Source organism: Streptomyces sp. TRM64462, from assembly GCF_013362995.1.
Taxonomy (GTDB): Bacteria; Actinomycetota; Actinomycetes; order Streptomycetales; family Streptomycetaceae; genus Streptomyces.
On record NZ_JABWDV010000445.1, the window covers coordinates 50,145 to 62,812 of the forward strand.

Annotated in this window: 12 protein-coding genes; 5 read left to right on the forward strand and 7 right to left on the reverse strand. The window is 72.3% G+C overall.

From position 1 onward, the window contains the following. Window positions 1-51: 51 nt before the first annotated feature. Window positions 52-612, forward strand: coding sequence for a SigE family RNA polymerase sigma factor (locus HTZ82_RS28685; RefSeq protein ID WP_175412293.1), 561 nt, complete (start codon window positions 52-54; stop codon window positions 610-612). Beyond that, window positions 609-1,295 carry a hypothetical protein gene (locus HTZ82_RS28690; RefSeq protein ID WP_175412294.1) on the forward strand — a complete coding sequence of 229 codons (687 nt, stop codon included), beginning with the start codon at window positions 609-611 and terminating at the stop codon, window positions 1,293-1,295. The genes HTZ82_RS28685 and HTZ82_RS28690 overlap by 4 nt, the downstream gene beginning before the upstream one ends. Before the next feature lie 10 nt (window positions 1,296-1,305). Here HTZ82_RS28690 and hemB read toward each other — a convergent pair whose 3' ends face one another. From hemB to HTZ82_RS28720, 6 genes are all read right to left on the reverse strand, one after another. Further along, a complete protein-coding gene (gene hemB / locus HTZ82_RS28695; protein ID WP_175412295.1) occupies window positions 1,306-2,310 on the reverse strand; it encodes a porphobilinogen synthase in 1,005 nt (334 codons plus the stop codon). A 230-nt stretch (window positions 2,311-2,540) separates the two neighbouring features. Next, window positions 2,541-4,208 carry a bifunctional uroporphyrinogen-III C-methyltransferase/uroporphyrinogen-III synthase gene (locus HTZ82_RS28700; protein ID WP_175412296.1) on the reverse strand — a complete coding sequence of 556 codons (1,668 nt, stop codon included), beginning with the start codon at window positions 4,206-4,208 and terminating at the stop codon, window positions 2,541-2,543. After that, window positions 4,205-5,200 (reverse strand): hydroxymethylbilane synthase, encoded by a 996-nt coding sequence (gene hemC, locus HTZ82_RS28705; protein WP_175412297.1) that lies wholly within the window; start codon window positions 5,198-5,200, stop codon window positions 4,205-4,207. The genes HTZ82_RS28700 and hemC overlap by 4 nt, the downstream gene beginning before the upstream one ends. Then, a complete protein-coding gene (locus HTZ82_RS28710; RefSeq protein WP_175412298.1) occupies window positions 5,197-6,558 on the reverse strand; it encodes a glutamyl-tRNA reductase in 1,362 nt (453 codons plus the stop codon). The genes hemC and HTZ82_RS28710 overlap by 4 nt, the downstream gene beginning before the upstream one ends. After that, window positions 6,555-7,379: a redox-sensing transcriptional repressor Rex gene (locus tag HTZ82_RS28715; protein ID WP_175412299.1), complete on the reverse strand. Its 825-nt coding sequence runs from the start codon at window positions 7,377-7,379 to the stop codon at window positions 6,555-6,557. The genes HTZ82_RS28710 and HTZ82_RS28715 overlap by 4 nt, the downstream gene beginning before the upstream one ends. 326 nt (window positions 7,380-7,705) lie before the next feature. Beyond that, entirely contained in the window at window positions 7,706-7,972 is a 267-nt protein-coding gene (locus tag HTZ82_RS28720) for a glutaredoxin family protein (protein ID WP_254712183.1), read from the reverse strand. A gap of 101 nt (window positions 7,973-8,073) precedes the next feature. Here HTZ82_RS28720 and HTZ82_RS28725 point away from each other — a divergent pair, with 101 nt between their 5' ends. The 3 genes from HTZ82_RS28725 (at window position 8,074) to HTZ82_RS28735 (ending at window position 11,625) form a co-directional block, all read left to right on the forward strand. Next, window positions 8,074-9,039, forward strand: coding sequence for an HAD family phosphatase (locus HTZ82_RS28725; RefSeq protein WP_175412300.1), 966 nt, complete (start codon window positions 8,074-8,076; stop codon window positions 9,037-9,039). Window positions 9,040-9,378: 339 nt separating this feature from the next. Further along, a complete protein-coding gene (locus HTZ82_RS28730) occupies window positions 9,379-10,161 on the forward strand; it encodes an ECF subfamily RNA polymerase sigma factor, BldN family (RefSeq protein ID WP_175412301.1) in 783 nt (260 codons plus the stop codon). A gap of 249 nt (window positions 10,162-10,410) precedes the next feature. Next, entirely contained in the window at window positions 10,411-11,625 is a 1,215-nt protein-coding gene (locus HTZ82_RS28735) for a DUF5667 domain-containing protein (RefSeq protein ID WP_175412302.1), read from the forward strand. Between the two features lie 86 nt (window positions 11,626-11,711). Here the strand turns inward: HTZ82_RS28735 and HTZ82_RS28740 are convergent. After that, a partial coding sequence (locus HTZ82_RS28740; protein WP_254712184.1) for a lysophospholipid acyltransferase family protein occupies window positions 11,712-12,668 on the reverse strand: 957 nt, incomplete at its 5' end.

Below are 12,668 nucleotides of genomic sequence, written 5' to 3' on the forward strand. Positions count from 1 at the left end.
CGTCCCCCGCCCCCGTCACGCCGTCGCCGTCCGATCACGAGGACTTCCACCGTGCCGCACGAGCCCGCCTCCGAGGACATCGACGTCGACTTCGCCGACTTCGCCACGGCGGCGTGGCCCCGCCTGGTCCGCACGGCGCAACTGCTGACGGGCGACTTCCACGAGGCGGAGGACCTCGTCCAGACGACGCTGGCCAAGGTCTACGGACACTGGCGGAGGATCCCCCGCGACGAGGTCGACCTGTACGTTCGCCGCGCCCTGGTCAACAACAACATCAGCCGGCTCAGACGAAGGCGCGTCGCGCACCTGCTGACACCGTTACTGCCCGAGTCGGCCCGGCACGCGCACGCGGGCCACGCCGAGACGGTCGAGCAGCGCACGGCCCTCCTCCAGGCCCTGGCGGACCTCACTCCCCGCCAGCGCGCCGTGATGGTGCTCCGCTACTGGGAGGACCTGCACGAACGGGACATCGCGAAGGTGCTCGACTGCTCGGTCGGTACGGTCAAGACCCACGCCCGGCGTGGTCTGGAAGCGCTGCGCGCCCACCCGGCGTTCGCACCCCACGCCCACCCCCACCCGCACCCCGATGCCCCTAGCGGAGCACAGCGATGACCTCAGAGTCCGAAGCAGATACCGAGGCGAGCGACCGGGCCCTGCGTGCGGTGTTCGCGGACGCCGCGCACGACATCACCCCCGGTCCGGTGCCGCTGGCGGAAGTCCGGCGTGCGGGCCGCGCCCGCCGTCGCCGCAGGGAGGCGGTCCTGACGGTCGGCTGCGCCGCCGTGGTGACGGCGGTCACGATCGCCCTCGTCCAGACGACGAGTTCGCCTTCCGCCCCGCCGGCCACCCCGCCCTCACCGAGCCGGCCCGCCGTTACCTCCCCCGCCCCGCCGGTCCCGGCCGGAGGGCCCACGGTGGTGGCGCCGGGCGACCAGGTGAAGCCGGCGGACGGCTGGACGCTGCGGCTGACGCAGCAGGGCCTGCACATGTCGGGCCCCGACGGCTACGAGGACTTCTCGGACAGCTCCCAGGAGGGCCCGCCCATCCCCGACTTCAGCCACTACTCACACGGGGGCTTCCACGTCGGCGTCTACTACGCGAAGAACGCCGGACGCATGGAGCTGACCGGCCGAGACGGCACCCGGACGACCGCGACCCTCGTCGAACTCCCCGGCAGACCGGGCTGGGGCGCCTGGTACGCCACGACTCCGTACCGCGACACCGGAGCCCCGTGGGCCGGCAACGTGACCTTGTACGACACCACAGGCAAGGCCATAGCCGGCGACAGCCCCTAGGCCGTGGCTGCTAGCCGGCCCGTCCCGCGATCCGCTGCGCGACCTCCGTCGCCCAGTAGGTGAGGATCATTTGGGCGCCCGCGCGGCGGATGCCGGTGAGGGACTCCAGGATGGCCGCGTCACGGTCGATCCAGCCCTTCTCGGCGGCGGCCTCGATCATCGCGTACTCACCGCTGATCTGGTACGCCGCGACCGGCACGTCCACGGCGTCCGCGACCTTCGCGAGGATGTCGAGGTAGGGCCCGGCCGGCTTGACCATGACCATGTCGGCACCCTCGTCGAGGTCGAGCGCCAGCTCCCGCAGGGACTCGCGCACATTGGCGGGGTCCTGCTGGTAGGTCTTGCGGTCGCCGCTCAGCGAGGACCCGACGGCCTCGCGGAAGGGGCCGTAGAAGGCGGAGGCGTACTTGGCGGTGTACGCGAGGATCGCGACGTCCTCCTTGCCGATGGTGTCGAGTGCGTCGCGGATGACTCCGACCTGCCCGTCCATCATGCCGCTGGGGCCCACGACGTGGACGCCGGCGTCGGCCTGGACCTGGGCCATCTCGGCGTACCGCTCCAGGGTGGCGTCGTTGTCCACACGCCCGTCCGCGTCCAGGACTCCGCAGTGCCCGTGATCGGTGTACTCGTCGAGACACAGATCGGACATGACGACGAGCTCGTCCCCGACCTCGGCCCGCACGTCCCGGATGGCGACCTGGAGGATCCCGTCGGGATCGGTCCCCGCGGTCCCGGCGGCGTCCTTCTTCGCCTCCTCCGGCACACCGAACAGCATGATCCCGGAGACCCCCGCCTCGACGGCCTCCACGGCGGCCTTCCGCAGGGTGTCCCGGGTGTGCTGCACGACACCGGGCATGGCGCTGATCGGCACGGGCTCGCTGACGCCCTCCCGCACGAACGCGGGAAGGATCAGGTCCGCCGGATGCAGCCGCGTCTCCGCGACCATCCGCCGCATGGTGGGCGTCGTACGCAGCCGCCGCGGCCGCGCCCCGGGAAAGGATCCGTACACAGTCATACGCCCACGCTACGCCGCACACAGCCCAGCAATTGCCGACACCATGTCGGCCCCAGGGGCGAGCCCACCGCTGCACCGCTGACCGCTGTGGGCAGGCGTTCCGCTGGGGGTCCCCCCTGCACGGAGTGCTTGGGGGAGGAACGGGTGGGCACAGCCCCCGCGGGCGGTGCCCATACCCGTGCGCCCGCCCGCAGGGCGTACCGGCCCGCCCCGCAGGGCAAACCGTTCCGTTACGTCGTCGTACGACGCCGCCGCGCCCCGGGGCGCCGCTCCGAGGGGCGCGTCACAGGGTCGCCCGCCTCCAACGCGGCCGCTCGGCGCTTCGCGCCGAACTCCGCCAGCGCCTCCGCCAGCTTCGTCACGGACGGCTCCGGCGACAGGACGTCGACCCGCAGCCCGTGCTCCTCCGCCGTCTTCGCGGTGGCGGGGCCGATGCACGCGATGACCGTCACGTTGTGCGGCTTGCCCGCGATCCCCACCAGGTTCCGCACCGTCGACGACGACGTGAACAGCACCGCGTCGAAACCGCCGCCCTTGATGGCCTCACGCGTCTCCGCCGGCGGCGGCGAGGCGCGCACCGTCCGGTAGGCGGTGACGTCGTCGACCTCCCAGCCGAGCTCGATGAGCCCGGCGACCAGGGTCTCCGTGGCGATGTCGGCGCGCGGCAGGAAGACGCGGTCGATCGGGTCGAAGACCGGGTCGTACGGCGGCCAGTCCTCCAGCAGCCCCGCCGCGGACTGCTCGCCGCTCGGCACCAGGTCCGGCTTCACGCCGAAGTCGATCAGCGCCTTCGCGGTCTGCTCGCCCACCGCCGCGACCTTGATCCCGGCGAAGGCGCGGGCGTCGAGCCCGTACTCCTCGAACTTCTCGCGCACCGCCTTCACGGCGTTCACGGAGGTGAAGGCGATCCACTCGTACCGGCCCGTGACCAGGCCCTTGACCGCGCGCTCCATCTGCTGCGGGGTGCGCGGCGGCTCCACGGCGATGGTCGGGACCTCGCTGGGCACGGCGCCGTACGACCTGAGCTGGTCGGAGAGCGACGCCGCCTGCTCCTTGGTGCGCGGCACGAGCACCTTCCAGCCGAACAGCGGCTTGGACTCGAACCACGCGAGCTGGTCGCGCTGGGCGGCCGCGCTGCGCTCACCGACCACGGCTATGACGGGCCGGTGGCCCTCCGGCGACGGCAGCACCTTCGCCTGCTTCAGCGTCTGCGCGATGGAGCCGAGCGTCGCGGTCCACGTGCGCTGCCGGGTCGTCGTACCGGCCACGGTGACCGTCATCGGGGTGTCCGGCTTACGGCCGGCCGACACCAGTTCACCGGCGGCCGCGGCCACCGCGTCCAGGGTGGTGGACACGACGACGGTCCCGTCGGACGCGCCGACCTCCGTCCAGCAGCGGTCGCTCGCCGTCCGGGCGTCCACGAACCGCACGTCCGCGCCCTCGCCGTCGCGCAGCGGGACACCGGCGTAGGCGGGCACACCGACGGCGGCGGCGACACCGGGCACGACCTCGAACGGGATGCCCTCGGCGGCGCAGGCCAGCATCTCGGCGCCCGCGTTGCCGTCGAGCCCCGGGTCGCCGCTCAGCGCACGCACCACCCGCTTGCCGCTCCGCGCGGCCTCCATGACAAGATTGGCGGCATCCCTCAACACGGGGACTCCGGCGGTCATTGACGCATCGTCAACAACCGTCAGCTCGGGCGTGCTCACCCCCGCCCGGGCGTGGCCGCGTACGACGTCGAGCACATCAGGCTCGGCGATCAGTACGTCCGCGCCTGCCAGCGCCTCCACGGCGCGCAGAGTCAGCAGCCCCGGATCACCGGGTCCGGCGCCCAGGAAGGTGACGTGCCCGCACGCGGAGAACGCCGAGGAAGCCTTGGATGCAGTGGTGGGGCTCAAAGTGCTCGCTCCCCCATAAGACCGGCCGCGCCCTTGGCGAGCATCTCGGACGCGAGTTCGCGACCGAGCGCCACCGCGTCGTCGTGCGACGTGGGTACGGGACCGGTGGTGGACAACTGCACCAGCGTGGAGCCGTCGGTCGTGCCGACGACGCCGCGCAGGCGCATCTCATGAACATCCTGCTCTTCACCGGAGCCGGCAGGCAGGTCCGCCAGCGCGCCCACGGGCGCGGAGCAGCCGGCTTCCAGGGCGGCGAGCAGGGACCGCTCGGCGGTGACCGCGGCCCGCGTGTGCTCGTCGTCGAGCTGCGCGAGTACGGCGGTGAGACCGGTGTCGGACGCCCGGCACTCGATCGCGAGGGCGCCCTGTCCCGGTGCGGGCAGGACGGTGTCGGCCGGAAGGAAGTCGGTCACCTCGTCGATCCGGCCGATACGGTTCAGCCCGGCGGCGGCCAGGACGACCGCGTCGAGCTCCCCGCTCCGTACGTATCCGATCCGGGTGTCGACATTCCCCCGGATGGGCACGGTCTCGATCCGCAGGCCGTGGCTGCGCGCGTACGCGTTGAGCTGGGCCATGCGGCGCGGCGAGCCGGTGCCGACGCGCGCGCCGTCCGGCAGCCGGTCGAGCGTCAGCCCGCCGCGCGCGACCAGCACGTCGCGCGGGTCCTCGCGGCGCGGGATCGCGGCGAGCACCAGGTCGTGGGGCTGCGCGGTGGGCAGGTCCTTGAGCGAGTGCACGGCGAAGTCCACCTGCTCGTCGAGGAGCGCGTCGCGCAGTGCGGTGACGAAGACGCCGGTGCCGCCGATCTGCGCGAGGTGCTCGCGGGAGGTGTCCCCGTACGTGGTGATCTCCACCAGCTCGACCGGGCGCCCGGTCAGCTTCCGGACCGCCTCCGCGACCTGCCCGGACTGGGCCATGGCGAGCTTGCTGCGCCTGGTCCCCAGCCTCAACGCCCTCTCGGTGCTCCGGGTGCTCTGGGCCCTGTCGGTCATACTCGCCCTCGGTTCTTGACGTCGGCGTCATTCAGGTCGGCCCGCGAGACGGCGGCGACCGTCTCCGGGTCGAGGTCGAAGAGTGTGCGCAGCGCGTCCGCGTACCCGGCGCCGCCGGGCTCGCTGGCGAGCTGCTTGACCCGCACGGTGGGCGCGTGCAGCAGCTTGTCGACGACGCGGCGCACGGTCTGGGTGATCTCGGCGCGGTGCTTGTCGTCGAGGCCGGGGAGGCGCCCTTCCAGGCGGGCCATCTCGCTGGTCACGACGTCGGCGGCCATGGTGCGCAGCGCGACGACGGTGGGCGTGATGTGCGCGGCCCGCTGGGCGGCGCCGAACGCGGCGACCTCGTCGGAGACGATGCCGCGGACCTGGTCGACGTCGCCTGCCATGGGCGCGTCGGCGGAGGCCTCGGCGAGTGACTCGATGTCGACGAGCCGTACGTCGACCATGCGGTGCACGGCGGCGTCGATGTCCCGGGGCATGGCCAGGTCGAGCAGCGCGAGCGGCGCCGTACGGCCGGCCAGGGCGGTCTCGACGGCCGGGGCGGTGAGGACGAGGCCCGTGGCGCCGGTGCAGGACACGGCGATGTCCGCGGCGGGCAGTTCGGTGGCGACGGCGGCCATCTCGACGGCGCGCGCGGCGACACCCGTGTGACCGGTGCCGGGCTCGGTGAGGATCTGGGCGAGGCGCTCGGCGCGCTCGAAGGTGCGGTTCGCGATGACGATCTCGTCGACGCCGGCCCGGGCGAGGGTCGCGGCCGCGAGGGACGACATGGAGCCAGCGCCGATGACGAGGGCCCGCTTGCCCTTGGCCCAGGCGTCGACGGCGCTGCCGGCGGCGAGCTGCTCAAGGCCGAAGGTGACGAGGGACTGCCCGGCGCGGTCGATGCCGGTCTCGCTGTGGGCGCGCTTGCCGACGCGCAGGGCCTGCTGGAACAGGTCGTTCAGCAGCCGTCCGGCGGTGTGCAGCTCCTGGGAGCGGGCGAGGGCGTCCTTGATCTGGCCGAGGATCTGACCCTCGCCGACGACCATGGAGTCGAGGCCGCAGGCCACCGAGAACAGGTGGTGGACGGCCCGGTCCTCGTAGTGCACGTAGAGATAAGGGGTGAGCTCCTCCAGGCCGACGCCGCTGTGCTGGGCGAGGAGCGTGGACAGCTCGGCGACACCGGCGTGGAACTTGTCCACGTCCGCGTACAGCTCGATGCGGTTGCAGGTGGCCAGCAGGGCGGCCTCGGCGGCCGGTTCGGCGGCGAGGGCGTCCTGGAGCAGCTTGCTCTGCGTGTCGGGGTCGAGCGATGCCCGCTCCAGCACGCTGACGGGCGCGCTGCGGTGGCTGAGGCCGACGACGAGGAGGCTCATGCCGGCATCACGGCGGGCATGTCCCCGTCGGGTCCCTTCCGGCCGGGGGCCTGCTCGGAGCCGCCGCCCGTACGCACGGGGGCGGCGGGCGGCACGGCGGTGGCCGGCACGGCGGGTACCGGGGCGGCGGCGGCCGCCGCCTCGGCGACCCCGCCTTCCTCGCCGGCCTTGCGCTGCTCGTGGAAGGCGAGGATCTGCAGCTCGATGGAGAGGTCGACCTTCCGCACGTCCACCCCGTCGGGGACGGACAGCACGGTCGGCGCGAAGTTCAGGATGGACGTCACACCGGCGGCGACGAGCCGGTCGCAGACCTGCTGCGCGGCCCCGGCCGGGGTGGCGATGACGCCGATCGACACACCGTTCTCCTCGATGATCTTCTCGAGGTCGTCGATGTACTGGACCGGGATGCCGGCGACCGGCTTGCCGACCATCGCCGGGTCCGCGTCGATCAGCGCGGCCACGCGGAAGCCGCGCGAGGCGAACCCGCCGTAGTTGGCGAGGGCGGCGCCGAGGTTACCGATACCGACCATGACGATCGGCCAGTCCTGGGTCAGCCCCAGCTCGCGCGAGATCTGGTAGACGAGGTACTCGACGTCGTAACCGACACCACGCGTGCCGTACGACCCGAGGTAGCTGAAGTCCTTGCGCAGCTTGGCCGAGTTCACTCCGGCGGCGGCGGCGAGCTCCTCGGACGAGACCGTGGGCACGGAGCGCTCCGACAGTGCGGTGAGCGCCCGCAGATACAGCGGAAGCCTGGCGACGGTGGCCTCGGGAATTCCTCGGCTACGGGTCGCCGGTCGGTGAGTTCGGCCAGTTGCCACGGTGCTCCTGCGGGATGAGCGGGGCTGCGGGCGGCCTGTCCCGAGACCGCCCCGTCGACAGCAGGCTATGTCTTTGTGAACGCGTGCACAAAGATGATGTCCGCTTTGTCCGAGCAAAGTGACCGGGGTCACGCGTGCCGATCGCGCCATCGCGGAACCGGGGGGAGCCACGGCGCGTTGAAGATCCGAAGGGGGCAAAACCGTACACACTCCTTACGATCACGCCCCCGAAACCGACCAAAACGCACACGATGGTAACCGGCCACGCCGCCCAGGGCCCACCACGCCGCACCACGACAGCACCCCGACACCGCCCCGCGGGGGCCTCAGCCGAGCAGCTCCCGCCGCAGCCGCTCGGCGTCCACCTTCCAGAACGTGTGCTGCTCCCCGTCCACGAGCACGACCGGGATCTGCTCCCAGTACGCCCGGTGCAGCTCCTCGTCCCGCGTGATGTCCTTCTCCTCCCATACCGCGCCCGTCTCCGCGCAGACCCGCTCGATCACCGCGCGCGCGTCGTCGCACAGATGGCACCCGGGCTTGCCGATGAGCGTGACCGTCCGCGGACCGGCGGCGGCCTCTGCCCTCTTCTTCATACGTCCACGTCCGAACATGCCGCCCATTGTCCGCCGCGGCGACGCCTTGCCGAAGCCCCGCCGCAACACAAGCGACCGAACACACTGGCTATGCTCACGTCATGGCCGCACTGGGATGGCTCACCCCCCGTAGACGCTCCGCCACGGCGCGCAGCGTGCTGGCAGGCGAGGCCGCGGCGGAGGCGGCACGCAAGACGTCGCAGCAGCTCGAAGCCCTCGCCGAGGCGGAGGCCGAGACCAAGGCCGCGGCCGCCGAGGCCCCGGCGCTGCCGGAAGCCGAGTTCCCGGTACGGGGCGACCTCCGCGCCGCCGCCTTCTTCGACCTGGACAACACCGTCATGCAGGGCGCCGCCCTGTTCCACTTCGGCCGCGGCCTGTACAAGCGGAAGTTCTTCCAGCGCCGCGAGCTGGCCCGCTTCGCCTGGCAGCAGACCTGGTTCCGGGTCGCCGGCATCGAGGACCCCGAGCACATGCAGGACGCCCGCGACAGCGCCCTGTCCATCGTCAAGGGCCACCGCGTCTCCGAGCTCATGACCATCGGCGAGGAGATCTACGACGAGTACATGGCCGACCGCATCTGGCCCGGCACCCGCGCGCTCGCCCAGGCCCACCTGGACGCGGGCCAGAAGGTCTGGCTGGTCACGGCGGCCCCGGTCGAGACGGCCACCATCATCGCCCGCCGCCTGGGCCTTACCGGCGCACTCGGCACGGTCGCCGAGTCCGTGGACGGCGTCTATACGGGCAAGCTCGTCGGCGAGCCCCTGCACGGCCCCGCCAAGGCGGAGGCGGTCCGGGCGCTGGCGGCGGCCGAGGGCCTGGAGCTGGAGCGCTGCGCCGCGTACAGCGACTCGCACAACGACATCCCGATGCTGTCGCTGGTCGGCCACCCGTACGCGATCAACCCGGACGCCAAGCTCCGCCGGTACGCCAAGGAGCGGGACTGGCGGCTGCGCGACTACCGGACGGGCCGCAAGGCCGCCAAGGTCGGCATCCCCGCCGCCGCGGGCGTCGGCGCCCTGGCCGGCGGCACGGCCGCTGCGGTCGCCCTGCACCGCCGCCGCCGCTGAGCACGTCCCCGTACGTTCGCCTACGTCCGCGTACGGCCATTCACGGGTCTTACCCGCGCCGCGCGCCCGCCAGTCCACCGCCGCGGACTCGGCCACAACACAGCGCGCGGGCAGACAGATCCCGAAGTAATCCGATCAATAAACGGTCACTAAGTGCGACTCGATCCGTCTCTTAGCCGTAACAGAAGCGACTGAATCGATGATTTGAGCAACTCGGTGTAGCGCTCCCTGCACGAAGCGTTATTCTCCTCAGACGCATACGGAACCCCCCACACGTCGCCATGACGAGTGAACGGTCCCGCTACTGCACGTGATGGAAGCTCTGCCTCTGGGAGTCCCGTGTACCCACACGTCGGGGTTGACGCCTCGGGCCTGGCTACGCTGCGCGCAACGGTCCTCGACCACTTGCGCGGCTTCGTCCCCACCGCGTACGCCGTCCCCGCATTTGCCGTACCGGCACCCGCCGGTCCCTGCTACGCCCTGGCCGACGGCGGTGCCGCCGCCGTCGGAAGACGGGCCGGGCGGGGCGGCGCGGGCACCTCGACCACCGCTCGCCGGCCCACCGCCGACAGCGACAGCGCCCGCATGATGGAGCTGGTCGAGCGCGCCCAGGCCGGCGAGGCCGAGGCCTTCGGCCGCCTGTACGACCAGTACAGCGACACCGTCTACCGCTACATCTATTACCGCGTCGGCGGGAAGGCCACCGCCGAGGACCTGACCAGCGAGACGTTCCTGCGCGCCCTGCGCCGTATCTCCACGTTCACCTGGCAGGGGCGCGACTTCGGCGCCTGGCTGGTCACGATCGCGCGGAACCTGGTCGCCGACCACTTCAAGTCGAGCCGCTTCCGACTGGAAGTGACCACCGGCGAAATGCTCGATGCCAACGAGGTCGAGCGCAGCCCGGAGGACTCCGTCCTCGAGTCCCTCTCGAACGCGGCCCTCCTGGAGGCGGTCCGCAAGCTCAACCCGCAGCAGCAGGAGTGCGTGACCCTGCGCTTCCTCCAGGGCCTGTCCGTCGCGGAGACCGCGCGCGTGATGGGAAAGAACGAGGGCGCGATCAAGACCCTCCAGTACCGCGCGGTGCGCACCCTGGCGCGCCTGCTCCCCGAAGACGCCCGCTGACGCGACGCCCTCCGGTACCCGCCCCCGCCCCCGCCCCCAACTCACCATCGGTAACGACCCCATGACGCACTGGTCCGATCATCCTTCGTGCGTAACCCAAGTGCCGCGACTCTCGTTGTGCGGGAAGCAGGCTCCCTGCGGTCACGCCCCACCCACAGCCACTCACTCGTTCGTGTGGATGTGCTCAAGGTGTGCAACCTTCCGGACCCCCCGGGGAGTCGACCGTCATGACGAGAGGAGGTGCCGCCAGTGATCGCGAACGTATCGGCGCACCGGCGGGCGAACGCCTTCGCCCAGGCCCTGGAAGATCAGGCGGCCCAGCAGCCCGAGGCGTCGGCCGAACGGACCGAGCAGGGCCGTCTGTTGGCCCTGGCGAGCGGCCTCGGCGAGCTGCCGAAGCCGGAATTGGACCCCGAAGTGAAGGTGGTGCAGCGAGCACAGCTCGTCGCCGCCATGGAAGCCATGCTCCAGGAGGGCACGGCCGCGGGCGGTGCGTCCGCGGACCCTACGGTGCCGGAGCAGCGGAGGTCGGGCGCCCGGGGCGCCCACCGCGCCGCCGCCCTCCGGAAATTGCGGCCCCGCTCCCGCTGGTCGAAGGGGCTCGCCGCCGGCGGCCTCACTGTGGGGGTGGCCGCGGGCGCGTTCAGCGGAGTGGCCGCTGCCAGTTCCGACGCCCTCCCGGGTGACTCGCTGTACGGCCTGAAGCGCGGCATGGAAGACCTCAAGCTCGGCCTGGCGGACGACGACGCCGACCGCGGAGAGATCTACCTCGACCACGCGTCGACCCGGCTCAGCGAGGCCCGCCGCCTCATGGACCGCGGCCGCGTCGGCGACCTCGACCACGAGTCCCTCAGCGAGATCCGGCGCGCCCTCAACGGCATGCAGCACGACGTGACCGAAGGCCACCGCCTGCTGCGCCGCGCCTACCAGCGGGACGGCAGCATCGGACCGATGGCCGCCCTCGACTCCTTCGCCCGCAGCCACCGCGGCACGTGGAACGGCATGCGCGACCGGCTGCCCCCGCAGCTCACCGACGTACGCGACCAGGTGAGCTCGGTCTTCGACGCCATAGACGAGGACGTGGCGCCGCTCCAGGCGCAGCTCCCGGACGTGGCGGAGAAGAACGGCCGCAGCTCCGGGACGTCCGGCTCCTCCTCCGCCCCCGGCGGCTCCAGCCCGGACCGGCAGGCGCCGTCCAGCCCGCAGTCGCAGCCATCGGGCGGCAGCAGCCGGCCGGGACCGTCCCAGTCGGGCAGCACGCCCGCGGAGGGCCTCCTCGGCGGCAACACGGGCGGCCTCCTCGACCAGGGCGACCCGACGACGTCCCCGTCGGCCTCCGAGAGCGGCCAGACAGGGCAGCCCGGCCAGGACAATCCGCTGCCCCCCGCCCCGGACGTCACCATCCCGCCGCTCCTGCCGGGCATCCTCCCGGGCCTCGGCATCGACGAGGAAGACGCCCGCTAGCCCGCTAGGCACGGACCCGTTGATGGGCGCCGCTCCACCAGGAGCGGCGCCCATCACGTCTGTGTACCGAGTACCGGAGCCACCCGCTAGAAGAACACCGACCGCCGCCGCACCAGAAGCTTGTACAGCGTGTGCTGGATCTGCTCGCGGACCTGATCCGTCAGGTTGAACATCAGCATCGGGTCCTCCGCCGCCTCCGGCGCGTACCCGTCCGTCGGGATCGGCTCCCCGAACTGGATCGTCCACTTCGTCGGCAGCGGCAGGGCGCCCAGAGGCCCCAGCCACGGGAACGTCGGCGTGATCGGGAAGTACGGGAAGCCCAGCAGCCGGGCCAGCGTCTTCGCGTTGCCGACCATCGGGTAGATCTCCTCCGCGCCCACGATCGAGCACGGCACGATCGGCACGCCCGCGCGCAGCGCCGTCGACACGAAACCACCCCGCCCGAAACGCTGCAGTTTGTACCGTTCGCTGAACGGTTTCCCGATGCCCTTGAAGCCCTCCGGCATCACCCCGACGACCTCGCCGCGCCGCAGCAGCCGCTCCGCGTCCTCCGCGCACGCCAGGGTGTGCCCCGCCTTGCGGGCCAGCTCGCTGACGACGGGCAGCACGAACACCAGGTCCGCCGCGAGCAGCCGCAGATGGCGCCCCGCCGGGTGGTGGTCGTGCACGGCGACCTGCATCATCAGCCCGTCCAGCGGCAGCGTGCCCGAGTGGTTCGCCACCACCAGCGCCCCGCCGTCGGACGGGATGTTCTCGACGCCCTTCACCTCGACGCGGAAGTACTTCTCGAACAGGGGCCGCAGCAGCGACATCAGGACCTGGTCGGTGAGCTCCTCGTCGAAGCCGAACTCGTCGACCTCGTACGCGCCGGTGATGCGCCGCCGCAGGAACGCCAGGCCGCCCGCGACGCGGCGCTCCCAGCCGTTGGCGACGCCCGGCCCCGGGGCATGCTCCGCGGCGGGCTCCGGGCCGGGGTCGGCGAACGCCTCGGGCCCTGCGGCCGCCTCGGGCCCTGCGGCCGCCCCGGGCCCTGCGGCCGCCCC